This is a genomic window from Pseudomonas sp. OA65, assembly GCF_017498305.1.
Taxonomy (GTDB): Bacteria; Pseudomonadota; Gammaproteobacteria; order Pseudomonadales; family Pseudomonadaceae; genus Aquipseudomonas; species Aquipseudomonas zanjanensis.
The window spans coordinates 69,715-95,475 of record NZ_JAGDEZ010000013.1; the positions used below are offsets into that span (position 1 = coordinate 69,715).

The following is a 25,761-nucleotide window of genomic DNA, read 5'->3' on the forward strand; positions in this document are numbered from 1 at the left end:
AAGCTCCCTCGCCACGGGTTGTGTGTTAATTCATGGGTTCCAGGGGGCTCAGCCCGCCCCGCGCAAATGCTCCATCGCCCAAACCGCCGCTTCCACCCGCGAACGCAAGCCGAGCTTGTGCAGCAGGTTCTTCACATGGACCTTGACCGTGCCTTCGGTGATGCCAAGCTTGTGGCCGATGACTTTGTTGCTGTAGCCGCCGGCGATGGTCTTGAGGACCTGGCGTTCGCGTTCGGTCAGTTCCACGTCGGCCTGGCGCGGTGGCGAGCGCAGGGCCTGGGCCATGACGCGGGTCAGGCCGGGGCTGATGACCAGGGCGCCGTTGAGGGCGTCGCGGATGTACTGGATCAGCAGCTCCGGTTCCATGTCCTTGAGCAAGTAACCGTTGGCGTCCAGGCGCAGGGCGTCGCGGATGTCGTCCTCGGCATCGGACACGGTGAACAGCAGCACCTTGCCGGTGTAGTGCATGGCGCGCAGGCGGCGCAGGGTCTCGATGCCGTTCATCTGCGGCATGTTGTTGTCCAGCAGCACCAGGTCGGGCTTGAGGGGTTCGATCAGGCTCAGGGCTTCTTCGCCGTGGCTGGCTTCGCCAACGATGTGCAGATCGTCTTCGAGCTCAAGCATCTGACGAATGCCGCGACGCATCATCGGGTGATCGTCGACCAAGAGCAGGGTGTGGCGCAGAGGGGCGTTCATGTTGCGAGGCCTTCGGTGGGGTGGCCCAGGAATTCCGGTTGGAAATGCACCTGGATACGGGTGCCCTGGGGTGTACGTGAGTGAATCTGCAGTTGGCCGTGCAGGCTGCGGGCCCGTTCGTTCATGATGTTCAGGCCATGGTGCTCGCGCTGGTCGACTTCGCCGCTGAAACCACGGCCATCGTCTTCGATCGACAACCGCACGGTCTCGCCTTCCTGGCGCAGTTCGAGCCAGGCGTTTTGTGCATGGGCATGGCGCAGGCAGTTGGACAGGGCCTCGCGGGTGATCTGCAGGATGTGGATCTGTTCGCTGGCCGACAGCTCGAAGGCCAGGGTGTCGATGAACAGGTGCACCTGGAAATCCCCGCGGTTGGAGAATTCCTCGGCGGTGTCCTTGAGTTCCTGGACCAGGCCGTCATCACGAATCTGCAGGCGGAAGGTGGTGAGCAGCTCGCGCAGTTGCCGATAAGCGTTGTTCAGCCCCTCGCGCAGTTCGCCGGTGACGGTTTCCAGGGTCTGCACCGGTTCGCCGCGACGCATCAGGGTCTGCATGCGGCTGACTTGCAGCTTCATGTATGACAAGGCCTGGGCCAGGGAGTCGTGCAGCTCCCGGGCGATGATCGTGCGCTCGTCGAGCAGCAGCAGGCGATGGTCCTGTTCGCGCTGGCGCTTGAGGGACAGCGACGTGCCGATCAGGTTGGCCAAGGCCTGGATCAACGCGGTTTCCCACGGTTGCGCCGCGTGGCCATCGACGAAATGCGCCTTGAGCTCACCCAGTTCGGTGCCTTGGTTGCTGATGCTGAAGGCCTGTGGGCGGGCAGCGTTGTGTTTGTGGCAACTGGCGCAATCGCTACTGGCGCAGACCTGGCGGTTGGCGGCGCCATGCAGGGCTAGCAGGTGCCGGGCCGGGGCTTGCAATTGCCCTTGCAGGCACAGCGTCAGGCGCAGCCCCGGCAAGCGCTGCTGGAAGCGCCGGATCAACTCATCCAGGCCTTCGGCATTGGCCTGGCGCGTCGCCAGGCTGCGGCTGCTCTGGTAGAGCAATTCGAGGGCGGCGTTGGCCTGTTGCAGGTTCAGGGTTTTTTGTTGCACCTGGGCTTCCAGGGTGCGGTGGGATTGCTCGATGGTCTCGGCCATGGTGTTGAAGCTGGTCGCCAACTGGCCCAGTTCATCCTCGGACTGATGGTTGACCCGCACCTGGAATTCGCCACGACGAAAGCGTTGGGTGGCGTCCACCAGTTCCTGCAAGGGCGTGACCACGCCGTACTGCAACTCATACAGGCCGATCAGCAGGATGATCATGGTGCTGAACAGCGCGATGCCCTGGATCGCCTGCTGCCAGCCTTGTTTGTGTTCGCTCTGGCGTTGCAGCAGGGTGACGAACTGGTCCAGTTGCTCAACGAAAGAGCTGGCGCTGCTTTGAAAAAACGCTGAATCGCCACGTTCGATGGCCGGACGCAACGTCTGGTTCCAGCGCTGCATGAGGTCGCGATAGCTCTTGTGCAGAGAGGTTTCCGGCCCGTCTTCCAGCACGGCGCGCAGGGCCGGGCTGTCGAGGCGTTGTTGCAGGCTGTCGATGATTGCCGGGATGTCGTCGTGGGCGCCTGCCGCCAGTTTCCAGCTCAGGTGGTAGGTCTCCATGCGCACCGAGCCGGCGGTGTTGATGGCGGCGGCGTCGCCCTGGCTGAACCAGGCGATCAAGCCGGCGCTCAAGGAACTGGCCAGGGCCAGGATGGCGATCAGGATCACCGCCAGCCCGGCGCGAGCGGGCAGGGAGCTGCGCAGCCAACGCATCATCGACGCGGGCCTGCGGGGCAAAACGTTGAAGCGAGCATAGCGGGCGCCCTGGACCTGAGGGTGTAGCAGCCGATCCTGGGCGCACTACCTCTAAAGAGTTGTCGGCCGTTCCGTTTCCATAAAAGCCTCGGCCAACTTGATCAGGACATTGATAAACAAAGGGTTTTATCGATATCCATATCTACCTCCTTGGAGGTAGACGGGCCAAGCATAGGCCTGGACCGCTCCGGAGCACGTTGACCCAGGTCAAGTTTTCGCAGGGTTCGTATCACTAGGCTGCGCTCATCGAACTGACGGAGTGCCTAGTAATGCGAGCACAAGTGCAACAAGGGCTGGTACTAGGGATGAGTACCCTGGCCTTCACCGTGTGCTTCATGGTCTGGATGATGTTTGCCGTGCTCGGCGTTCCGATCAAGGAATTGCTGGCCCTCAACGAAACCCAATTTGGCCTGTTGGCCGCCACGCCGGTACTCACCGGTTCTCTGGTACGTTTGCCCCTGGGGCTTCTGACCGACCGCTTTGGCGGAAGGATCGTGTTCTTCCTGCTGATGCTCGCCTGCGTGTTGCCGCTGTACCTGATCACCCTGGCCACGGCCTATTGGCAGTTCCTGGTGCTGGGCCTGTTCGTCGGCTTGGCCGGCGGCTCGTTCTCGGTGGGCATCGCCTACGTCGCCAAATGGTTCGATAAGCAGAACCAGGGTTTCGCCATGGGCGTGTTCGGCGCCGGCAACGCCGGTGCGGCAGTGACCAAGTTCCTCGCCCCAGCCCTGATCGCGTTCGGCACCTGGCATCTGGTGCCGAAGGTGTTCAGCGCGATCCTGTTCATTACCGCGCTGCTGTTCTGGTTTCTCACCGCCGAGAAAAAAGAACACCGCAGTGCCGGCGGCGCCACGTTGCGTGAGCAACTCAAGTCACTGAAAGATCCTGCGGTGTGGCGCTACTGCCAGTACTACTCGATCGTGTTCGGCGGCTACGTGGCCCTGGCGTTGTGGATGACCAAGTACTACGTGCAGGAATACGGCTTCAGCCTGCAAAGCGCGGCGCTGTTGGCGGCGTGTTTTTCCTTGCCCGGTGGCGTGCTGCGGGCCGTCGGTGGCTGGATGTCCGACCGTTGGGGCGCCCAGAGCGTGACCTGGTGGGTGCTGTGGGTGAGTTGGATCTGCCTGTTCCTGCTGTCCTATCCGCAAACCCAGCTGCAAGTGCAGACCGTCAACGGCATCGTCGATTTCCACATCGGTCTCAACGCCACGCTGTTCACCGTGCTGCTGTTCGTGATGGGCATCGCCTTCGCGTTCGGCAAGGCCTCGGTCTTCAAGTACATCGCCAACGACTACCCGCAGAACATGGGCGCGGTGTCCGGCATCGTCGGCCTGGCCGGCGGCCTGGGTGGTTTCGTGCTGCCGATCATGTTTGGCGCCCTGGTGGACCTCACCGGCGTGCGCTCGTCCTGCTTCATGTTGCTGTACGGCGTGGTCTGGGTCTCGTTGATCTGGATGTACCTCAGCGAAGTGCGCAAGCGCCCGCTGCTGGGTAAGCAACCGCCGGCCAGCCAATCCCCGTTTTCCAGCATTGCCCAAGGAGAAGAACATGTCCGTTCTGCAAACGCCTGAAAAGGGCCCGGTCATTCATGACTGGCGCCCGGAAGACCCGGCCTTCTGGGGCCGTAGCGGCAAACAGACCGCCCGGCGCAACCTGTGGATTTCCATCCCGGCGCTGCTGTTGGCTTTCGCGGTGTGGATGGTCTGGAGCACGGTGATCGTGCGCCTGAACGCCATCGGCTTCAGCTTCAGCACCGATCAGTTGTTCTGGCTGGCGGCATTGCCGGGGCTGTCCGGCGCGACGTTGCGTATCTTCTATTCGTTCATGGTGCCGATTTTTGGTGGCCGTCGTTGGACAGCCCTGAGCACCGCGTCATTGCTGATCCCGGCTTTGTGGATGGGTTTCGCCGTGCAAGATCCAGCCACGCCTTATAGCGTGTTCGTGCTGATCGCATTGCTCTGCGGTTTCGGCGGCGGCAATTTCGCCTCGAGCATGTCCAACATCAGCTTCTTCTACCCCAAGGCCCAGCAGGGCACCGCCCTGGGCCTCAACGCCGGGCTGGGCAACCTGGGCGTGTCGGTGATGCAATTCTGCGTGCCGCTGGTGATCTCCTTCGGTGTGTTCGGCTTCATGGGCGGTCAACCGCAAGTCCTGGCCGACGGCAGCTCGCTGTGGTTGCAGAACGCCGGCTTCATCTGGGTGCCGTTCATCCTCGCCGTGACCCTGATTGCCTGGTTCGGCATGAACGACCTGTCCAGCGCCCGGGCTTCGTTCAGCGAACAGGCGGTGATCTTCAAGCGCAAGCACAACTGGCTGATGTGCTGGCTGTACCTGGCCACCTTCGGTTCGTTCATCGGTTTCTCCGCCGCCTTCCCGCTGCTGATCAAGACCTCGTTCCCGGACGTCATCGCCCTGAAATTCGCCTTCCTCGGCCCGCTGGTGGGCGCGCTGGTACGGCCGCTGGGCGGCTGGCTGGCGGACAAGCTCGGTGGCGCGAAAGTCACCTTGTGGAACTTCGTGTTGATGATCGCGATGGTCTTCGGCGTCCTGCACTTTCTTCCGCAGAACGGCCAGGGCGGCAGCTTCTACGGCTTCCTGGGCATGTTCATGTTGCTGTTCATCACCACGGGTGTGGGCAACGGTTCGACCTTCCGCATGATCCCGGTGATCTTCCGCACCCTGCATGAGAAATCCGCCCTTGGCAAAAAGCCCGAGCAGCGCGAGTTGGCGCTCAAGAATGCCGGCAAGGAATCGGCTGCCGTGCTGGGTTTCAGCTCGGCGATGGGCGCTTTCGGAGCCTTCTTCATTCCCAAATCATTCGGCACTTCGATGGCCCTGACCGGCGGCCCGGAGATGGCCTTCTACATGTTCGTCGGCTTCTACCTGAGCTGCATCGTGGTGACCTGGTGGTGGTATGCGCGCAAAGGCGCGGCGACACCTTGCTGAACAAATTCGAATATTGCGTGGGCGGGGCGCAGACCCCGCGGAGCAAGCCTGAGAGGAAGACACTGTGAGTCATTTACTGGATCAACTGCGGTTCTTCAACCGCAAGCAAGGCGAGTTTTCAGACGGCCATGGCGAGACCCGCAAGGAGTCCCGGGACTGGGAGAACGTCTACCGTTCGCGCTGGCAGTACGACAAGATCGTGCGGTCCACCCATGGGGTGAACTGCACCGGTTCGTGCTCGTGGAAAATCTACGTCAAGAACGGCCTGATCACCTGGGAAACCCAGCAGACCGACTACCCGCGCACCCGCAACGACTTGCCTAACCACGAGCCACGCGGCTGCCCCCGGGGCGCGAGCTACAGCTGGTACATCTACAGTGCCAACCGGCTCAAGTACCCGAAAATTCGCAAGCCATTGCTCAAGCTCTGGCGCGAAGCGCGGCAGACCTTGCCGCCGGTGGAAGCCTGGGCCAGCATCGTCGAGAACAAGGCCAAGGCCGACTCGTACAAAAGCAAGCGCGGCATGGGCGGCTTCATTCGTTCCAACTGGGAAGAAGTCAACGAGATCATTGCCGCGGCCAACGTCTACACCGTCAAGGAACACGGCCCGGACCGGGTGGTCGGCTTCTCGCCGATCCCGGCCATGTCGATGGTCAGCTACGCCGCCGGCTCGCGCTACCTGTCGCTGATCGGTGGCGTGTGCCTGAGCTTCTACGACTGGTATTGCGACCTGCCGCCAGCCTCGCCGATGGTCTGGGGCGAGCAGACTGACGTGCCGGAATCGGCCGACTGGTACAACTCCAACTACATCATTGCCTGGGGCTCCAACGTCCCGCAGACCCGTACCCCCGACGCCCACTTTTTCACCGAGGTGCGCTACAAGGGCACCAAGACCGTGGCGATCACCCCGGACTATTCCGAAGTCGCCAAGCTCACCGACTTGTGGCTCAACCCCAAGCAGGGCACCGATGCCGCGTTGGCCCAGGCCTTCAACCATGTGATCTTCAAAGAGTTCCACCTGGACAAGCCGAGCGCCTATTTCACCGAATACGCCAAGCGCTACACCGACCTGCCGGTACTGGTGATGCTCAAGCCGATGCTTGGCGCAGCGCCGGGTGCGGGCTACCAGCCGGACCGTTTCCTGCGGGCCAGCGACCTGACCGACAACCTTGGCCAGGAAAACAACCCGGAATGGAAAACCATCGCCCTGGATGCCAGCGGCGAATTGGTTTCGCCCCAAGGCTCCATCGGTTATCGCTGGGGTGAGAAAGGCAAGTGGAACATCCTGCCCCGCGAGGGCGGCGAGGGCCGCGAGATCGACCTCAAGCTGAGCCTGATCGGTGGCGACGTCGCCGAGGTGGCGTTCCCGTACTTCGCCGGCGAAGCCCAGGAGTACTTCCAGCATGTGGCCGGTGACGCGGTGCAGTTCCGCCGGGTGCCGGTGCACAGCGTGGTGCTGGCCGATGGCAGCGTAGCGAAAGTCGCCACCGTGTTCGACCTGTCGGCGGCCAACCTGGCGATCGACCGTGGCCTGGGCGGCGCCAACGTTGCCAAGGACTATAACGACGCCTCGGTGCCCGGCACCCCGGCCTGGCAGGAGCAGATCACCGGTGTGAGCCGCGAGAAGGCGATCCAGATCGCCCGCGAGTTCGCCGACAACGCCGACAAGACCCGTGGACGCTCGATGATCATTGTCGGTGCGGCGATGAACCACTGGTACCACATGGACATGAACTACCGCGGGCTGATCAACATGCTCATGCTCTGCGGTTGCGTCGGCCAGACCGGCGGCGGCTGGGCTCACTACGTCGGCCAGGAAAAACTCCGTCCGCAATGCGGCTGGCTGCCCCTGGCCTTTGGCCTGGACTGGAACCGTCCGCCACGGCAGATGAACGGCACCAGCTTCTTCTACGGCCACAGTTCGCAATGGCGCCACGAGAAGATGAGCATGCACGACGTGCTCTCGCCCCTGGCCGACAAATCGCAGTTCCCCGAGCACGCCCTGGACTACAACATCCGCGCCGAACGCGCCGGTTGGTTGCCCAGCGCGCCGCAACTCAACACCAACCCGCTGAATATCTGCCGCGACGCCGCGGCGGCGGGTCTCGATCCGAAGGACTACGTGGTCAAGTCGCTGCAGGACGGTTCCCTGCGCTTTGCCTGCGAGCAGCCGGATAGCCCGGTGAACTTCCCGCGCAACATGTTCATCTGGCGTTCCAACCTGCTCGGGTCTTCGGGCAAGGGCCATGAGTACATGCTCAAGTACCTGCTCGGTACGAAGAACGGCGTGATGAACGAAGACATCGGCCAAGTCGGCGACTGCAAGCCCACCGAAGCCGAATGGGTCGACGAGGGCGCCATTGGCAAGCTCGACCTGGTGACCACCCTGGACTTCCGCATGTCCTCGACCTGCGTGTATTCCGACATCGTCTTGCCGACCGCCACCTGGTACGAAAAAGACGACATGAACACCTCGGACATGCACCCGTTCATCCACCCACTGTCGGCCGCCATCGATCCGGCCTGGGAATCGCGTTCGGACTGGGAAATCTACAAGGGCATCGCCAAGGCATTTTCCGCCATGTCGGTCGGCCACCTGGGTGTCGAGAAAGACCTGGTCACCGTACCGCTGATGCACGACAGCGTCGGCGAACTGGCCCAGCCATTCGGCGGCACCGACTGGAAAAGCGCTGGTGTGGCGCCGGTCCCAGGCAAGAACGCGCCAAACCTGCAAGTGGTGGAACGCGACTACCCGAACATCTACAAGCAGTTCACCTCCCTGGGCCCGATGCTGGAAAAACTCGGCAACGGCGGCAAGGGCATCAACTGGAACACCGACACCGAAGTGAAGTTCCTCGGTGAGCTGAACCACAAGGAAGTCGACGCGGGCATCAGCCAAGGCCGGCCAAAAATCGACAGCGCCATCGACGCCGCCGAAGTGATCCTGTCCCTGGCCCCGGAAACCAACGGCCATGTCGCGGTGAAAGCCTGGGCAGCGCTGTCGGAATTCACCGGCATCGACCACAGCCACCTGGCGGTCTCGAAGGAGCACGAGGCGATTCGCTTCCGTGACATCCAGGCCCAGCCGCGCAAGATCATTTCCAGCCCGACCTGGTCCGGCCTGGAAGACGATCACGTCAGCTACAACGCCGGCTACACCAACGTCCATGAGTCGATCCCATGGCGCACCATCACCGGCCGCCAGCAGTTCTACCAGGATCACCCGTGGATGCAGGCGTTCGGCGAGCAACTGATGAGCTATCGGCCGCCGGTCAACACCCGCACCATCGAAGGCGTGAAGGGCAAGCGCAGCAATGGCGAGACCGAGATCGTCCTGAACTGGATCACCCCGCACCAGAAATGGGGCATCCACAGCACCTACAGCGACAACCTGCTGATGCTCACCTTGAGCCGTGGCGGACCGATTGTCTGGCTCTCGGAAATCGACGCCAAGCGCGCCGGGATCGAGGACAACGACTGGATCGAATGCTTCAACGCCAACGGCGCGCTGACCGCCCGGGCGGTGGTCAGCCAGCGGGTCAAGGAAGGCATGGTGATGATGTACCACGCCCAGGAACGGATCGTGAACGTGCCGGGTTCGGAAACCACCAAGACCCGTGGCGGCCACCACAACTCGGTGACCCGCGTGGTGCTCAAGCCCACCCACATGATCGGCGGCTACGCCCAACAGGCCTACGGCTTCAACTATTACGGCACGGTCGGTTGCAACCGCGATGAATTCGTCGTGGTGCGCAAGATGGTCAAGGTCGATTGGCTCGACGGTTCCAGTGGCGATGATTTGCCGCGTCCACTGCCGACTGATATCGAGGAGAACTGAGATGAAGATTCGCTCACAAATCGGCATGGTCCTGAACCTGGACAAATGCATCGGCTGCCACACCTGCTCGATTACCTGCAAGAACGTCTGGACCAGCCGCGAAGGCATGGAATACGCCTGGTTCAACAACGTCGAATCCAAGCCGGGCATTGGCTATCCCAAGGAGTGGGAAAACCAGGACAAGTGGAAGGGCGGCTGGGTCCGCAACGCCGACGGCTCGATCAACCCGCGCATCGGTGGCAAATTCCGCGTGTTGGCGAACATCTTCGCCAACCCGGACCTGCCGAGCCTGGACGATTACTACGAACCGTTCGACTTCGACTACCAGCACCTGCACACCGCACCGCTGGGCGAGCACCAACCTACCGCGCGCCCGCGTTCGGTGGTGTCCGGCAAGCGCATGGAAAAGATCGAGTGGGGCCCGAACTGGGAGGAAATCCTCGGCACTGAATTCGCCAAGCGGCGCAAGGACAAGAACTTCGACAAGATCCAGGCGGACATCTACGGCGAGTACGAAAACACTTTCATGATGTACCTGCCGCGCCTGTGCGAGCACTGCCTGAACCCGGCGTGCGCAGCGTCCTGCCCGAGCGGTGCGATCTACAAGCGCGAGGAAGACGGCATCGTCCTCATCGACCAGGAGAAATGCCGCGGCTGGCGCATGTGCATCAGCGGCTGCCCGTACAAGAAGATCTACTTCAACTGGAAGAGCGGCAAGTCGGAAAAATGCATCTTCTGCTACCCGCGCATCGAAGCCGGGATGCCGACCGTTTGCGCCGAAACCTGCGTGGGTCGGATTCGCTACCTCGGTGTGCTGCTGTATGACGCCGACCGCATCAGCGAAGTGGCGAGCACCGCCAACGAGCAGGACCTGTACGAGAAGCAACTGGAGATCTTCCTCGACCCGAACGACCCGGCGGTGATTCGCCAGGCCCTGGCCGATGGCGTGCCGCAGTCGGTGATCGATTCGGCCCAACGTTCGCCGGTCTACAAAATGGCCGTGGACTGGAAACTCGCACTGCCGCTGCACCCGGAATACCGCACCTTGCCGATGGTCTGGTACGTGCCGCCACTGTCGCCGATCCAGAACGCTGCCACGGCTGGCACGGTGGGTATGAACGGCGTGATTCCGGACGTCGACAGCCTGCGGATCCCGCTGCGCTACCTGGCGAACATGCTCACCGCCGGCGATGAAAAGCCGGTCAAGCTTGCGCTGAAACGCTTGCTGGCGATGCGCGCCTACAAACGGGCCGAGCAGGTCGACGGCGTGCAGGACCTGCAAGTGCTGGCTGACGTCGGCCTGAGCGTGAACCAGGTGGAAGAGATGTACCGCTACCTGGCCATCGCCAACTACGAAGACCGTTTCGTGGTGCCGAGTGCCCACCGCGAGGACGCCATGAGCGACGCGTTCGCCGAGCGCTCCGGTTGTGGTTTCAGTTTCGGCAGCGGTTGCAGCGGCAGCTCCGACACCAACATGTTCGGTGGCAAGAAAGCCAACCGCCGCGACGTGATCAAGACCGTACAGTTGTGGGAGGAATGAGCATGCGCATTCTCAAGGTGATTTCGTTGCTGCTCGATTACCCGACCGAAACCCTGGTGGCCGGTCGCGACGAGCTGGAGCAGGCCATCGTGCAGGCGCGGGAAATCAGTCCCGCCCAGCGTGCCGGTTTGTTCGAGTTGCTGGAACTGATCTGCGACCGAGACCTGATGGACGGCCAGGAGCACTACGGTGCGTTGTTCGGCCGCGGTCGTTCACTGTCGCTGCTGCTGTTCGAACACGTCCATGGCGAGTCCCGCGACCGGGGCCAGGCCATGGTCGACATGATGGCCCAGTACGAAGAAGCCGGGTTCGCCATCGGCGTCAAGGAACTGCCTGACTACATCCCGCTGTACCTGGAGTTTCTCTCCACCCGCGAAGACTTGGAGGCCCGCGAGGGCCTGGCCGATGTGGCGCACCTGCTGGCCTTGCTCGCGGCACGCCTGGAGGAGCGTGAAAGCGCCTACGCCAGTTGTTTCCGGGCGCTGCTGCAGATCGCCGGGACAGAACCCCAGGCGGCCGTGGCCGAGATGCTCGAACAAGTGAAGGCCGAGCAGCGGGATGACTCCCTCGAAGCCCTGGACAAGGTCTGGGAGGAAGAGGCCGTGGATTTCATGAAGGCCGAGCAGCAGGACCGTTGCAGTTCGATGCCAAGCGCGCCGGGCAAGGCCCGGGACGAAAGCGCAGTGCCGCTGCACTGGGTGGATTTTCAGCATGAAGGCCGGGCCGCAGCGCCCGCCGGGGAGGTGGGCAATGTCTAAATGGGATCTGTTGTTGTTCGGGGTCTACCCCTATGTCGCTTTGGCGATTTGCCTGCTCGGCAGTTGGGCGCGCTTTGATCTGTCCCAGTACACCTGGAAGGCCGGTTCGAGCCAGATGCTGAACAAGCGCGGCATGCGCGTGGCCAGCAACCTGTTTCACATCGGTGTGCTGTTCGTGCTGGCCGGGCATTTCGTCGGCCTGCTGACACCTTCGGCGGTCTATCACCACTTCCTGAGCACCGAGAACAAGCAATTGCTGGCGATGGTTTCCGGCGGTTTCTTCGGTGTGCTCGGCCTGATCGGTTTGCTGATGCTGCTCAACCGTCGCCTGACCGACCCTCGGGTGCGCGCCACCTCCAATGTGTCGGACATCCTGGTGCTGGTGGTACTGCTGGTGCAGCTGGTGTTGGGGCTGATGACCATCGTCGCATCCACCGCCCATATGGACGGCTCGGTGATGGTGATGCTGGCCGACTGGGCCCAGAACACCGTGCTGTTGCGCCCGGTTGAAGCCGCGACCTCGATCGCGCCGGTGGGCCTGGTCTACAAGCTCCACGTGGTGCTGGGCCTGACGCTGTTCGTGCTGTTCCCGTTCACCCGTCTGGTCCACATCGTCAGTGCGCCGGTCTGGTACCTGGGGCGTCGTTATCAAATCGTTCGGCAGAAGTTCTGAGGAGAAGATCATGGCGAGTGGATGCGGATGTGGCGGTGGTAGCGGGGGCGGTGGTTGCGGTTCCTCGGCAAAAGTGCCGCCGGTGGTTGATGTGGAGCCGGTTGGGGCGGTGCAGTTCGAGCCGGCCCAGGCGGGGCCGGTGGCAGAGGATGAAGCGCCACAGCTGATCGCCAGCAGTGAGCAGGAGTGGCCGATCATCAGCGTCAACGGGGTGCCGATCACCCCGCAGGCGATGGCTCAGGAGTTGCAGTATCACCCGGCTGACAGCCGCGAGGAGGCGGTCTACCAGGCCGCCCGCGCCTTGGTGATCCGTGAATTGCTCCAGCAGCGCATCGCCGAGCTGGGCTTGGCGTTGCAGGTCGGTGCCGGCGAAAACGAAGAAGAAGCGGCGACGCGGCTGTTGCTGGAACGTGAGGTGCAGGTGCCACAGTGCGACGAGGCCACCTGCCTGCGTTACTACGAAAGCAACCGCGCGCGCTTTCACAGCGCGCCATTGCTGGCGGTGCGGCACATCCTGCTTGAATGCGCGCCGGACGATGCCGAGGCCCGCAGCCTGGCCCATGTCCAGGCCGAGCTGCTGCTGGAACGGTTGGAGCAGTTCCCGGGCAGCTTCGCCGAGCTGGCACTGAAGTATTCGGCGTGTCCATCCAAGGAGCAGGGCGGCTCGTTGGGGCAGATCAGCAAGGGCCAGACCGTGCCGGAGCTGGAGCGCCAGTTGTTCACCCTGCCGACGGGCCTGGCCAGCAAACCGCTGGAAAGCCGTTATGGCTGGCATGTGATCAGCATCGACCAGCGCATCGATGGCCAACCATTGCCGTATGAGGCGGTGGCGACGGCGATTCGTACCCAGTTGCAGCAGGGCGTTTGGCAAAAGGCGCTGGTGCAGTACCTGCAAACCCTGATCGGTGCGGCGGACATTCGCGGCATTCACCTTCAGGGCGCCGACTCGCCGCTGGTGCAGTGAGCACGGGCTCAATCGGGAGATCTTCATGAACGCGGTGTTGCAGGACGGATTTGGGCGCCAGATCGATTATTTGCGGATGTCGGTGACCGATCGTTGTGATTTTCGTTGTGTGTATTGCATGGCGAAAAACATGACCTTCCTGCCGCGTCAGCAAGTGTTGACCCTGGAAGAGTTGCAGCGCCTGGCGCGGCTGTTCGTCGGCCTGGGGGTGAAGAAAATCCGCCTGACCGGTGGCGAGCCGCTGATCCGTCCGGGCATCGTCGGGCTGTGTCGCGACATCGCGGCATTGCCCGGCCTGCGGGAACTGGTGATGACCAGCAACGGCTCGCAGCTTGGGCGATTGGCCCAGCCGCTGGTCGAGGCTGGGGTCAAGCGCATGAACATCAGCCTCGACAGCCTGGACGGCGAGCGCTTTCGGGCGATCACCCGTAACGGTGATCTGGACCGGGTGCTGGCCGGTATCGACGCGGCGAAGGTCGCCGGGTTCGAGCGGATCAAGCTCAACTGCGTGGTCATGAAAGGGCGCAACTTCGATGAAGTCCCGGCGTTGGTGCAGTACGCCATCGATCAACGCATCGACATCAGTTTCATCGAAGAAATGCCCCTCGGCGACGTGGGGCGGTCCAGGGGTGAGTCGTTCTGTTCCAGCGATGACGTTCGGGCCGAGATCTCCCGTCATCATCGCCTGCTCGACAGCGCCGAGAGCAGCGGCGGGCCGGCGCGTTATGTGCGTCTGCAACAGCATCCGGATACCCGGATCGGTTTCATTTCGCCCAACACCCACAACTTCTGCGCCAGTTGCAACCGCGTGCGCATGACTGTCGAAGGGCGCTTGCTGCTGTGCCTCGGGCAAGAGGATTCCCTCGACCTGCGCGGCTTGCTGCGGCGTTATCCGCTGGAGGATCAGCCGATCATTCAGTCGATCAAACAGGCACTCAAGGGCAAGCCCTTGCAACATGACTTCAGCCCTGGCGGGGAAGTACAGATCGTGCGGTTCATGAACATGAGTGGGGGGTAGATACGCTGCCCTCCGGCTCTTGTGGCGAGGGAGCTTGCTCCCGCTGGGCTGCGCAGCAGACCCAACGCATTCTGACCCGAGCCACAGGTGTTGAATGAACTGGCCCCTTCGCGAGCAGGCTCGCTCCCACAGGGGATTGGTGGTGAGGCTGGTTACTCAGTTTCACTCCGAACCCATGTGGGAGCGAGCCTGCTCGCGAAGAGGCCAGCCCTGCCGGAATTCTTGATGCCAATCAATTCCCAATCACCTGTTTACCCGTAATCTCCACTGCATATTGTGCCTTAAATATAAATAACACCTATATGTAGTATCTGGAGCCAAAATGCAGAGCACGTTGATCTCAGTAGGCTGTAACCGCTTGCACAAGCGCGATGGCAGTGTGGTCGCCTTTGATGCGGACAAGATCCGCCAGGCGTTGATCGCCGCTGGCAAGGCCACCGGCGAATACGCCGAAGCCGAGGCTGAAGGCTTGCTTGAGGCGGTATTGGCGCGGTTGGAAGGGCAGACGCGGCTAAACGTCGAGCAGATCCAGGACCGGGTCGAGCGCGTGCTGATGGATGCCGGGTACTTCCTGTCCATGCGCGCCTATATCGTCTACCGCGAGCAGCACGGACGCCTGCGTCGGGATCGCCGTACGCTGGTGGAAGTCGCCACGTCAATGAACGAATACCTGGACCGTGAAGACTGGCGCGTGCAGGCCAACGCCAACCAGGGGTATTCCCTCGGCGGGTTGATCCTCAACGTATCGGGCAAGGTCACCGCCAACTACTGGCTCGACGAAGTCTACAGCCAGGCCATCGGCGAGGCGCACCGCGAGGCAGACCTGCACATCCACGACCTGGACATGCTCGCCGGCTACTGTGCCGGTTGGTCCTTGCGCACCTTGTTGCACGAAGGTCTCAACGGCGTGCCCGGACGGGTCGAGGCCGGGCCGCCCAAGCACTTGAGCAGTGCCCTGGGCCAGATGGTGAATTTCCTCGGCACCCTGCAAAACGAATGGGCCGGCGCCCAGGCGTTCAGCTCGTTCGACACCTACCTGGCGCCCTATGTGCGCAAGGATCAGCTCAGCTACGACGAGGTCCGCCAGTCGTTGCAGGAGTTCATTTACAACCTCAACGTACCGTCGCGCTGGGGCACGCAAACGCCGTTCACCAACCTGACATTCGACTGGGTCTGTCCCCAGGACCTGCGTGAGCAGATCCCGATCATCGGCGGCGAAGAAATGCCGTTCGCCTACGGTGACCTGCAAACGGAAATGGAGTTGATCAACCGCGCCTACATCGAGGTGATGCAGGCCGGCGATGCGAAAGGCCGGGTCTTCACTTTCCCGATCCCGACCTACAACATCACTCACGACTTCCCGTGGGACAGCGAGAACGCCGACCGGTTGTTCGAAATGACCGCCCGCTACGGCTTGCCGTATTTCCAGAACTTCCTCAACTCGGACATGCAACCCAACCAGGTGCGCTCGATGTGCTGCCGTCTGCAACTGGACGTGCGCGAGCTGCTCAAGCGCGGTGGCGGCTTGTTCGGCTCTGCGGAGCAGACCGGCTCCCTGGGCGTGGTGACGATCAACTGCGCGCGCCTGGGCTACCTGTACAAAGGCAACACCAGCGGGTTACTGCAACGCATCGATACCCTGATGGAACTGGCGAAAGAGAGCCTGGAGGTCAAGCGCAAGGTCATCCAGCATCATATGGATGCCGGTTTGTATCCCTACACCAAGCGCTACCTGGGCACGCTGCGCAATCACTTCTCCACCATCGGTGTGAATGGCCTGCACGAAATGCTGCGCAATTTCACCGATGACCAGGAGGGCCTGCACACCGAGCAGGGCCGGGCATTTGCGCTGAAATTACTGGACCACGTGCGCGCCACATTGCTGCGTTTCCAAGAGGAAACCGGCCACCTCTACAACCTCGAAGCCACGCCCGCCGAAGGCACCACGTACCGCTTCGCCAAGGAAGACCTCAAGCGCTACCCGGATATCCTGCAGGCCGGCAGCCCGGTCGCGCCGTACTACACCAACTCCTCGCAACTGCCGGTGGGCTTCACCGAGGATCCGTTCGAAGCCCTGGAGCTGCAGGACGAGCTGCAATGCAAATACACCGGCGGCACCGTGCTGCACCTGTACATGGCCGAGCAGATTTCCTCCACCCAGGCCTGCAAGCAACTGGTGCGCAAGGCCCTGGGACGTTTCCGCCTGCCGTACCTGACCATCACGCCAACATTCTCGATCTGCCCGGTGCACGGCTACCTGGCCGGCGAACACGAGTTCTGTCCGAAGTGCGACGAAGCCTTGCTGCTGCAACAGCAGTCGGCAGGCAGCGTTCACTGATCCGATCCATCGACCGCAAGGAGCTTTATCCATGAGCGCAGTACAAACGATTCCACAGGCACAGCGTCAACGTTGCGAAGTCTGGACCCGGGTGATGGGTTATCACCGCCCGGTGGCGGCCTTCAACCCGGGCAAGCAGTCCGAGCACCGCGAGCGGGTGCACTTCACCGAACGCGCGGCCGGGCGTCCATGAGTCGAGTGCTACGGGTCGGGGGCATGGTGCCCCTGACCACCCTCGATTACCCGGGCCAACTGGCCTGCGTGCTGTTTTGCCAGGGGTGTGCCTGGCGTTGCCGTTATTGCCATAACCCGCAACTGATCCCGCCGCGCGGTAGCGAGGAGGTGGATTGGTGCCGGGTTTTGGCGTTCCTGCAACGCCGGCAGGATCTGCTCGACGCCGTGGTGTTCAGCGGCGGCGAGCCGACCTTGCAGGACGGCCTGGCGCCAGCCATGGAGGAAGTGCGGCAGATGGGTTTTCGCATCGGTCTGCACAGCGCGGGCATCAAACCGGCGGCCTTCGCTAAAGTGGTCGGGCACGCCGACTGGGTGGGCTTCGACGTCAAGGCCTTGCCCGAAGACGCCTTGGACGTGACCCGAGTCGAAGGCAGCGGCGCCGCCAACTGGCGCAGTCTCGATCATTTGCTGGACAGCGGCGTGGACTATGAATGTCGCACGACGGTGCACTGGCATCTGTTCGACCCCGAGCGGTTGCTGACCCTGGCCCGGCGCCTGAGCGAGCGCGGCGTCACGCGGTTTGCCGTGCAACTGGTGCGCACCGCCCGGATGCTCGATCCCCATCTTTCCAGCGTCTCGGCGCAGGCCTTGCAGCCTGAGCTGTGGGCGGCCATGCGCGAGTTGTTTCCCTCGTTTGTGTTGCGCAGTTGAGTGGTGGATAGCGGTGGGTCAGCTTCCATCCATGTTGAATCTAGCGCCCCCTTCGCGAGCAGGCTCGCTCCCACATTGGTTTCGGGGTGACCGCGATTTATGCATCCACCACAAGTCCCCTTGTGGGAGCGAGCCTGCTCGCGAAGGGGGCGGCGCAGTCACACATTATGCAAGCTGACCCACCGCCATCGCGAGCAAGCTCTCTCCCACAGGGAAGGGCGGTGGTGGGGATGGCTTTTGTGAACCCCCGCAGTCCCTCGATCACCAACCCCAGAATTGCAACCACCAACCATACCCCACCAGGCCGCTGGACAGGATCAGGCAGGCCATGGCGGGCAAGCGTCGGGTCGGCGATGCCACGCTTGCCTGCAGGCGCTTCCAGCCCAGCCACAAGCTCCAGGCGATCGCGGCCGTTAAAAGCGCGGCCCGGGCCGGCGGTACCCACTCCAGCAACAGGCCTTCATAGCGCAACAACTTGACCGTGGTTGCCGACAAACCGAGGAACAACCCGGCACCGCCAAGGGGCGTCAGGGTGAGGGCCAGGGGCTGGTAGTTTGTCGTGTCGCCCGAGAGCCATGCGGCCAGGCGCATGAGAAACAGCAACGAAGTGCCCATCAGCAGCGCACTCAGGCCCAGGTACATGACGATGCAAAAGCCGTCGAGCCAACTGAAACGGTCATTGAGTTGCGGGTAGTGGGTGAGCAGCCACCAGGGCGCGCTGTCCTGAAGTGCCCAGAGCCAATCGTGACTCACCAGCCATTGGGCCAGGCTTTGCTTGAGGTCGATGAACCAAGGGCTGACGGTCCACTGGAACGCGCCCATGGCCAGGCCGATGACACCGAACAGCAGCAAGCGAGCGTCCCAAGGCGACAGTGTGTTGGCCGTCGCCTGGAGGATTTCCGCGTTGCTGGAACGGGCAATCAGCCGTACCGCGTCGCGCTGGCCGCTGCAACGACCACAGGCGTGGCAATCGGCGGCGCCGCGCAGGCGACGGATGTCCAGCAGCGGTGCGCAGTTGGGGGGCGGGCGCCGGGGCGGCGGGTTTTCCAGCCAGCGTTGTTCATCCACCTGAAAGTGCACCGGCGCCAGGCGAGCGAGCAGGGCAAACACACCGCTGACCGGGCACAGGTAACGGCACCACACCCGCTTGCCCCGGGCGAACAGCAGGCCGACGATCACCGCGGCGACGGTCGAGCCGCCGAGGATCAACAGCGCTGCCTGGGCATAGTCGTACACGCTGATCAACTGGCCGTAGACCGTGGTCAGGCAGAACGCCAACGTCGGCCAGCCAGCCCAGCGCACCGCGCGCGGCACCCCGAGGCCCTTGCCGTACTGGCTGGCCCATTCGCTCAAAGCGCCTTCCGGGCACAACACGCCACACCAGAGGCGACCGAACAGCACGATCGACAGCAACACGAACGGCCACCAGATGCCCCAGAACAGGAACTGCGCCAGCAGCGTCAGGTTGTCCAACAGCCGCGCCTGACTAGTGGGTAATGGCAACAGGGCCGGCACCACCAACAGCACCGCGTAGAACAGCACCACCGCCCATTGCACCGCACGAATTGCCGAGCCATGACGGCGCATGCCGTCGCCCAAGCGTTGGAGCCAGGGGTTCAGGTCGGGCATGGCAGGGTTTCCGCCTTGCGTGGTCGCAGCCAGCCCGCGACGACGCCCCAATAGCCCAGCCACACCAGCAACGTCATCGCACTCGGACTGGCCCGATACCCAGCGAAATCCGCCAGGAACCCACCCAAACCGTGGCCGTCGTCGAGGAGCGCACTGCTGTCCCACAGCGCGTCGCCAATGCCGCGATACACCGCCTCGGGCCAATCCATCGCCAGCAATTGCCCGCCGACCCGCTCGAAAGCGCTGACCAGCAGCGCCGCGCCCAACAGCAGCAGGATCGCTTCGCTGAGGGCAAAAAAACGCGGCCACGAGATAAACCGACGACTGCTGTGCAACAGGGAGACGGTCAACAGCGACAGCACCAGCCCGGCCAGCGCGCCCACGGCGAACAAGCCCAATGGCGGCCCGTGCAGGCGCGCACCGGCGCCATACAGGAAAACCACGGTTTCACTGCCTTCGCGGCTGACGGCGAGCAAAGCCAGGACCAACAGGCCCAGGCCGCCCTGGCGGCTCAGGCGCTGGTCGGCGTGGCGAGTCAGGTCATGCTTGAGGGTTCTCGCGTTTCGGTGCATCCAGCCGACCATCTGTACGATCAGCAGGCTGGCGACCAAGGCCAACGCAGCCTGGAACCATTCACTGGTCGTACCGCTCATGGCCTCGCCGGCGAGCAGGATCAGGCCGGCCAGCACGCCGGAAAGCAGCAAGCCCAACGCCGCGCCGGCCCATACATAGCGCCGCAATTGGCTGGCCTGTTGCTGCTGGCTGACCCAGGCCTGGAGAATCCCGATCACCAACAACGCTTCAACGCTTTCGCGCCAGACAATAAACATCGATTGCGTCATGCAAATGCCTCCTGCTCGCCGCTTACCGGGCGAGAATCCCGCCCTCGGGCAGTTGCGGATTGAATTCGTCGAAAAACGGATAGTGCCCGGGGCGCAGCGGATGAATGACCACGAAGGTCGTGACGCCGGGCGAGAGCACTTTCTCCACGCGCAAGGGCGTGCTTTCGAACTCCGCCGGACCTTGGCCGACATTCTTCAGTACGATCTTGAAGCGTTGCCCGGCCGGCACTTCCAGTTGCGACGGCGTGAAATGTCCGTCGCGGATGCTCAATTCATAAGTGGGCAGTTCGGCCTGGGCGATGGATGGCATCAGCAGGCCGACCAGCGTCAGCCAGGCCAGGCAGGACGACCAGGATCGGCGGATCATGTTCAGTACCCGCCTTTTTTACCGATCCCGGCGTAGACGAATTCGTAATGCAGTTCGCAGCGTTCGAACCACGGCGCCACGCCGGTTTCCTTATCGGTATGACGGCCGAGGGAGGCGTGGCCGCCAGGTGGCAGGACGGTAAAGGTCAGTTGATATTTGCCTGGGCCGAGCAGCTTGACGTTGTCGCCGTAGTGCGGCCCGTCGTTGGCGACCATGGCGTGGAAGTCGCCCTTGAGCGCGGTGTCGTTGTCTTGTTTCTTCAGTTGGAACGACACGTTCAGATAAGGAACGAAGCTGCCCTCCTGGAAGCCTTGCTGGTTGTCCGCCGTGGCGCGGATGTCGGCTTCCAGGTGGACGTCTGAATCGGCCGTGGCGCGCATCATCCCGGCGGGGGCCATTTCGATCGGTTGCAGGTACACCGCGCCGACCTCCAGTCCCGGGCACAGTTGTGGTTCGCCGATGGGGTATTCCTTGGCCTGGGCCAATGGTGGCAGCAACAGCAGGGCGAGGGACAACGGAGCAAGGGTACGCATGATGACTTCCTGGTTGGCTAAATGATGGCGCCGAGTCTAGGAAGCTTCGCTGCGAATAATAATGATTCTTGTCAATTTTCAGCGTGAATTTTTGATCGGTGAACGTCAGGTCGTTCCCGTGCGGCTGTTCTTGATCAGGATCAAGGGCGGCTGTGTCCCGCCGGGGTAGGGTTCGGGTACACCCATTGGTTATACGGGGTCCTCATGGCAAAGCCGTTTCCCATCAGTCCCAAGCATCCCGAGCGCATTTGCTGGGGGTGTGATCGTTACTGTCCGACCAGTGCGCTGGCCTGCGGCAACGGCGCCGATCGCACGATGCACCCGGCCGAGATGATCGGGGACGATTGGTACCTGCATGGCGATTGGGGGCTGGAGTTGGTCGACGTTACCGCGAAGGTCATCGATCCAAGCACTACTCACCTGAAGGAATAAGGTGAAGGAATAAGGGTAAACCATGTCCCCGGACCAAACATAAACCTGTGGCGAGGGAGCTTGCTCCCGCTGGACTGCGCAGCAGTCCCAAAAAACTTGCGGTCGCTGCGCAACCGAGCGGGAGCAAGCTCCCTCGCCACAATGATCACCCACAGGCCTTGATAACCGTCTCGCTCAGGGCCGATCAGAGCTTCGGCAACTGCCCGATCCGCCCCATCATCTCGGTCACGATCTGCAAGTCCAGCAGGAACTGCTCCACCGTCTTGAACTCGTTGTCGTTGTGCCCGGTGTACTTGACGTTGGGCATCGCCAGGCCAAACTGCACGCCGTTGGGCAGGTCATGGACCGATGTGGCGCCGGCGGAGGTGCCGAACGTGTGCTCCATGCCCAGGTTCTCCGTGGCGACGGCCAGCAGGGCCTTGACCCATTCACCCTCAGGGTTGCGGTACATCGGTGCATCAACGGAATAATCGAAAGCCACCGCGACGTGGGACTGCTTGCTCCAAGCGGCCAGCTTGTCGGCAATCTCAGTCTTGAGGGCCTCGGTGGTTTTGCCCACCGGCACCCGCAGGTTCACCGCGAGCTTGAAGGTCTTCTCATCCATGCCGACGTAGGTCAGGGACGCGGTCAGCGGGCCCATGAACGCATCGGAGAAGCCAATCCCCAGTTTATTGCCCAGATAATCCAGGCCCCAGTTGTCGGCGGCGTAGCGGGCGGCGTCGGTGATGTGGTTGTGCTTGAGCGCGACCTTGCCGTCGAGACCGTTGATGAACACCAGCATTCTGGAGACCGGGTTGACGCCTGATTCGGGCTCGGAGGAGTGGGCGGAAACGCCAGTGAAGGTCAGCTTGACCGCGTTGTCGGCCACTGCGCTTTTTACCTCGAAGTCGCCGCCATTGGCCTTGGCGAATTCGGTGCCGGCCTTGAGCAGGTTGGCGGCCAGTTCGGCGGGCTCGCCGGCCACGAAGGTCGCCACCGAGGTCGACGGGATCTGGTTGGTCGCCATGCCGCCGGTCAGCGCTGTTATTTCCGCGCCCTTGCCCTGGGCCGCGCGACGAGGGAAGTTGGCCATGACCGTGCCGTAGCCTTTCTCGGCAATCACCACGGGGTAGCCGCCATCCAGCGCCAGGTTGTAGTTGGGCGTCGGGTTGCGTTCGAAATAATAGGGGATGGCGTCGCCAGTGGTTTCTTCGGTGGTGTCGACCAGCAGCTTGAAATTGCGCGCCAGCGGCAGTTTTTCTTCCTTGATGATTTTCATGGCGTAGAGCGTCACGACGATACCGTTCTTGTCGTCCTCGGTACCGCGGCCATACATGCGGTCGCCTACCAGGGTGACCTTGAACGGATCGAGGCGCGTACCGTCTTTCAACACCCAGTTTTCCGGGGTGACCGGGACCACGTCGGCATGGGCGTGGATACCGACGACTTCATCGCCGCTGCCGTCGAGGGAAATCTCATAGACGCGGTTGTCGACGTTGCGGAAGTTCAGGTTGAAGGATTCGGCCAGCCGCTTGATCTGGTCGGCGGTCTTGAGGAATTCCGGGTTCTCATGCTGGGCAACGCCGTCCTTGCGATAGGTCGGGATGGCGACCAGTTCCTTCAGCGTCTCGGTGGCGGCTTCGCCGTATTTCACTCGGGCGTAGAGGCCCAGCAAGCGGTGGATTTCGTTCTGTTGATCTGCCGACAGGGGCTTGTTGCCTTGGAAGGCGCTGATGGCCGGGCCGAGGTTGGCGGTTTTGGCCAGGTCGCTCTTGGCCACCTCTGCGAGGAACTGCCTGAAATCCTTGACCGATGTTCCGGCGAAGGTTTTGACAATGGCTGAGCCCTGTTGGGCAGTGATGTTGGCGCTGGCCGACATCGCGAATGACGACAGGCTGGACAGTATGAGGATGGCAATGGCAAGACGCTTGAACGGGAAGTTCATGGTGGCAGGCATTCCTTTGCAGGGGAGAAGTGTCGTTTGATGAAACAATCACTTACAACCTAACACCATGAGCGCGCGGCGGGGGAGCCCCTTGAACACGATTTGTCGCCCGGAAAAGCGAAAACGACGTAGAAATGAAAAATGACGGAGAGCTGTCAAGCACCCGAGACCCCTGTGGGAGCGAGCCTGCTCGCGATGACGGCGGCACATTCAACATCAATGCAAACTGACCCACCGCTTTCGCGAGCAGGCTCGCTCCCACAATGGGTTTAGGGTGTTCACAGCACTTGTGTTTGCCACCAATCCTCTGTGGGAGCGGGCTTGCTCGCGAAAGCGGTGGGTCAGCTTGCATCAATGCTGATGCTGCTGACGCTATCGCGAGCAAGCCCGCTCCCACAGGGACCTGTGGTGGATGCATGTTTTGTGAACGCCCGAAACCCAATGTGGGCTTGCTATTGCCTTAATGCGGTGCGCGCGGGATCGTCTTGAGCAGGTCTTCAGGGCTGATATGGCCGACCACCGGTTGCGCGGTGCTGCCGGGCAATGGCAGGTCGAGGATGTGGCCCTTGATCTTGCCGACCACGTGCATCTCGCAAGGTTTGCAGTCGAACTTCAGCGTCAGCACTTCATCGCCGTGGATCAACTGCATCGGCGCGACCTTGGTGCGCACGCCGGTGACGCCCTTGGCCTGTTTGGGGCAGAGGTTGAACGAGAAGCGCAGGCAGTGCTTGGTGATCATCACCGGCACTTCACCGGTTTCCTCGTGGGCCTCGAATGCCGCATCGATCAGCTTGACCCCGTGGCGATGGTAGAAGTCCCGGGCCTTCTGGTTATAGACGTTGGCCAGGAACGACAGGTGCGACTCCGGGTACACCGGTGGCGGACTGGTCTCGGCCTTGCGGCCACCGCGTGGGTGGGCTTCGAGGCGGGCGGCGGTCAGGGCCTCGATGGCTTCGCGGCGCAACGCCTTGAGCTGCGAGTTGGGGATGAAGAACGCCTGGGGCGCATCCAGCTCGATGGCGGTGGCGTGGTATTCGGTGGTGCCGAGTTGGCCGAGCAGGTCGTGCAATTGCTCCAGGGCCTGTTCCGGCTTGTTGGCCACGCCGAACGGCCCGTCCAGGACGACGCTGGCGCGGATGCCTTCTTCGCTGGTGGCGGTCAGTTCCAAGCGTTCCTCACGCAAGCACGCCACCCAGGCCAGGCCGACCCGGCGCTCGGAGGAGGTCTTGAGCAATGCTTGCTGCCAGTTGTGGTCCAGGTTGCGGCTCAACGGGTGGTTGGGGCGCAACTGGTACATGCCGGCCGGCATCTCGTTGGGTTCGACGCGGTAGCGGTAACGCTTCTGGCCGTCTTCTTCGAATTCACCCTTGGGCTCGGCGATGTTGGCACGGAAACCGACGACTTCGCGCTTGACCAGCACGTTGAGGCCGTCGCCGTTGGACAACGGATCGAAGGTCACCACTTGCAAGTCGCGCTTACCGACTTTTTCCACCACGCCCACCGGTACGCCGGTGAAGGTCGGCGAATCGAAGGCGCCGATGTCGATCTTGCGTTCGCTGACGAAATAGTCGGTGCTGCCACGGTGGAAGGTCTTGTCCGGGTCGGGGACGAAGAAGTGCGCGGTGCGGCCGCTGGAGGCGCGGGCCAGGTCCGGGCGGTCTTCGAGGACGTCGTCCAGGCGCTGGCGGTAATAGGCGGTGATGTTCTTCACATAGCCCATGTCCTTGTAGCGGCCTTCGATCTTGAACGAACGCACGCCGGCCTCGACCAGGGCGCGGATGTTGGCGCTCTGGTTATTGTCTTTCATCGACAGCAGGTGTTTTTCGTAGGCGACCACCCGGCCCTGGTCGTCCTTCAGGGTGTAGGGCAGGCGACAGGCCTGGGAACAGTCGCCACGGTTGGCGCTGCGGCCGTTCTGGGCGTGGGAGATGTTGCACTGGCCGGAGAAGGCCACGCACAACGCGCCGTGGATGAAGAACTCGATGGCCGCATCGGTCTCGTCGGCGATGGCACGGATTTCCTGCAGGTTCAGCTCGCGGGCCAGGACCAGTTGCGAGAAACCGGCCTGGTCGAGGAACTTGGCCCGGGCCAGGGTGCGGATGTCGGTCTGGGTGCTGGCGTGCAGCTCGATGGGCGGGATATCCAGCTCCATCACCCCCAGGTCCTGGACTATCAACGCGTCGACGCCGGCATCGTACAACTGGTGGATCAGCTGGCGGGCCGGCTCCAGTTCGTTGTCGTGCAGGATGGTGTTGATGGTCGTGAACACGCGGGCGTGGTAGCGGTGGGCGAATTCCACCAGCCGGGCGATATCGCCCACCTCGTTGCAGGCGTTGTGACGCGCGCCGAAACTCGGGCCACCGATGTACACGGCGTCGGCGCCATGCAGGATGGCCTCGCGGGCGATGGTCACGTCGCGGGCGGGGCTGAGCAATTCCAGATGATGTTTGGGCAAGGACATTTGTTTTTAGTCAGGCTGGTCACGGTCGAAGCGCGCATTGTAGCCGCCAGGCGCCTCGCCGACACCTGTGGACTTGGATTTG

Annotated in this window: 20 protein-coding genes; 12 read left to right on the forward strand and 8 right to left on the reverse strand. The window is 62.5% G+C overall.

The window, feature by feature from the left end:
• Window positions 1-48: 48 nt before the first annotated feature.
• Window positions 49-696, reverse strand: coding sequence for a two-component system response regulator NarL (narL, locus tag J3361_RS13735; protein ID WP_207965038.1), 648 nt, complete (start codon window positions 694-696; stop codon window positions 49-51).
• Window positions 693-2,492 carry a HAMP domain-containing protein gene (locus tag J3361_RS13740; protein ID WP_207965039.1) on the reverse strand — a complete coding sequence of 600 codons (1,800 nt, stop codon included), beginning with the start codon at window positions 2,490-2,492 and terminating at the stop codon, window positions 693-695. The genes narL and J3361_RS13740 overlap by 4 nt, the downstream gene beginning before the upstream one ends.
• A 308-nt stretch (window positions 2,493-2,800) precedes the next feature.
• Between J3361_RS13740 and J3361_RS13745 the strand changes: the two genes are divergently transcribed.
• The 11 genes from J3361_RS13745 (at window position 2,801) to J3361_RS13795 (ending at window position 17,491) form a co-directional block, all read left to right on the forward strand.
• Window positions 2,801-4,102 (forward strand): nitrate/nitrite transporter, encoded by a 1,302-nt coding sequence (locus tag J3361_RS13745; protein ID WP_186705782.1) that lies wholly within the window; start codon window positions 2,801-2,803, stop codon window positions 4,100-4,102.
• Complete coding sequence (locus J3361_RS13750) at window positions 4,080-5,477, forward strand: NarK family nitrate/nitrite MFS transporter (RefSeq protein WP_207965040.1); 1,398 nt, start codon at window positions 4,080-4,082, stop codon at window positions 5,475-5,477. The genes J3361_RS13745 and J3361_RS13750 overlap by 23 nt, the downstream gene beginning before the upstream one ends.
• 64 nt (window positions 5,478-5,541) lie before the next feature.
• On the forward strand, window positions 5,542-9,315 hold the full coding sequence (locus J3361_RS13755) for a nitrate reductase subunit alpha (RefSeq protein WP_207965041.1): 3,774 nt from the start codon (window positions 5,542-5,544) through the stop codon (window positions 9,313-9,315).
• Between the two features lies 1 nt (window position 9,316).
• On the forward strand, window positions 9,317-10,855 hold the full coding sequence (gene narH, locus J3361_RS13760; protein ID WP_186705785.1) for a nitrate reductase subunit beta: 1,539 nt from the start codon (window positions 9,317-9,319) through the stop codon (window positions 10,853-10,855).
• Window positions 10,856-10,857: 2 nt separating this feature from the next.
• Window positions 10,858-11,613 carry a nitrate reductase molybdenum cofactor assembly chaperone gene (narJ, locus tag J3361_RS13765; RefSeq protein WP_207965042.1) on the forward strand — a complete coding sequence of 252 codons (756 nt, stop codon included), beginning with the start codon at window positions 10,858-10,860 and terminating at the stop codon, window positions 11,611-11,613.
• Window positions 11,606-12,286 (forward strand): respiratory nitrate reductase subunit gamma, encoded by a 681-nt coding sequence (narI, locus tag J3361_RS13770; RefSeq protein ID WP_186705787.1) that lies wholly within the window; start codon window positions 11,606-11,608, stop codon window positions 12,284-12,286. Before narJ ends, narI begins: the two co-directional genes overlap by 8 nt.
• 10 nt (window positions 12,287-12,296) lie before the next feature.
• The gene (locus J3361_RS13775; protein ID WP_207965043.1) at window positions 12,297-13,250 is read left to right on the forward strand and encodes a peptidylprolyl isomerase; all 954 of its coding nucleotides are present in this window, start codon (window positions 12,297-12,299) and stop codon (window positions 13,248-13,250) included.
• Between the two features lie 25 nt (window positions 13,251-13,275).
• Window positions 13,276-14,268, forward strand: a complete 993-nt coding sequence (gene moaA / locus J3361_RS13780) for a GTP 3',8-cyclase MoaA (RefSeq protein WP_207965044.1) — start codon at window positions 13,276-13,278, stop codon at window positions 14,266-14,268.
• Between the two features lie 322 nt (window positions 14,269-14,590).
• On the forward strand, window positions 14,591-16,606 hold the full coding sequence (locus tag J3361_RS13785) for a ribonucleoside triphosphate reductase (RefSeq protein WP_207965045.1): 2,016 nt from the start codon (window positions 14,591-14,593) through the stop codon (window positions 16,604-16,606).
• 31 nt (window positions 16,607-16,637) lie between these two features.
• Complete coding sequence (nrdD, locus tag J3361_RS13790) at window positions 16,638-16,799, forward strand: anaerobic ribonucleoside-triphosphate reductase (RefSeq protein WP_030137643.1); 162 nt, start codon at window positions 16,638-16,640, stop codon at window positions 16,797-16,799.
• Entirely contained in the window at window positions 16,796-17,491 is a 696-nt protein-coding gene (locus J3361_RS13795) for an anaerobic ribonucleoside-triphosphate reductase activating protein (RefSeq protein ID WP_243458868.1), read from the forward strand. The genes nrdD and J3361_RS13795 overlap by 4 nt, the downstream gene beginning before the upstream one ends.
• A gap of 261 nt (window positions 17,492-17,752) precedes the next feature.
• Here J3361_RS13795 and J3361_RS13800 read toward each other — a convergent pair whose 3' ends face one another.
• Genes J3361_RS13800 through J3361_RS13815 form a run of 4 tightly spaced genes read right to left on the reverse strand, consistent with a single transcriptional unit; the run spans window position 17,753 to window position 20,862 of the window.
• Window positions 17,753-19,120, reverse strand: coding sequence for a 4Fe-4S binding protein (locus J3361_RS13800; RefSeq protein ID WP_207965046.1), 1,368 nt, complete (start codon window positions 19,118-19,120; stop codon window positions 17,753-17,755).
• Complete coding sequence (locus J3361_RS13805) at window positions 19,108-19,962, reverse strand: FTR1 family protein (RefSeq protein ID WP_207965047.1); 855 nt, start codon at window positions 19,960-19,962, stop codon at window positions 19,108-19,110. Before J3361_RS13805 ends, J3361_RS13800 begins: the two co-directional genes overlap by 13 nt.
• Window positions 19,963-19,984: 22 nt before the next feature.
• Window positions 19,985-20,329 (reverse strand): cupredoxin domain-containing protein, encoded by a 345-nt coding sequence (locus tag J3361_RS13810; RefSeq protein ID WP_207965048.1) that lies wholly within the window; start codon window positions 20,327-20,329, stop codon window positions 19,985-19,987.
• A gap of 2 nt (window positions 20,330-20,331) precedes the next feature.
• The gene (locus J3361_RS13815) at window positions 20,332-20,862 is read right to left on the reverse strand and encodes an iron transporter (RefSeq protein WP_207965049.1); all 531 of its coding nucleotides are present in this window, start codon (window positions 20,860-20,862) and stop codon (window positions 20,332-20,334) included.
• Window positions 20,863-21,066: 204 nt separating this feature from the next.
• On the opposite strand from J3361_RS13815, the gene J3361_RS13820 reads away from it, so the two are divergent.
• Window positions 21,067-21,294: a DUF3079 domain-containing protein gene (locus J3361_RS13820; RefSeq protein WP_207965050.1), complete on the forward strand. Its 228-nt coding sequence runs from the start codon at window positions 21,067-21,069 to the stop codon at window positions 21,292-21,294.
• Window positions 21,295-21,478: 184 nt separating this feature from the next.
• Here J3361_RS13820 and J3361_RS13825 read toward each other — a convergent pair whose 3' ends face one another.
• Window positions 21,479-23,218: a dipeptidase gene (locus J3361_RS13825; protein ID WP_207965051.1), complete on the reverse strand. Its 1,740-nt coding sequence runs from the start codon at window positions 23,216-23,218 to the stop codon at window positions 21,479-21,481.
• A gap of 460 nt (window positions 23,219-23,678) precedes the next feature.
• On the reverse strand, window positions 23,679-25,679 hold the full coding sequence (locus J3361_RS13830) for a U32 family peptidase (protein WP_207965052.1): 2,001 nt from the start codon (window positions 25,677-25,679) through the stop codon (window positions 23,679-23,681).
• Window positions 25,680-25,761 lie beyond the last annotated feature (82 nt).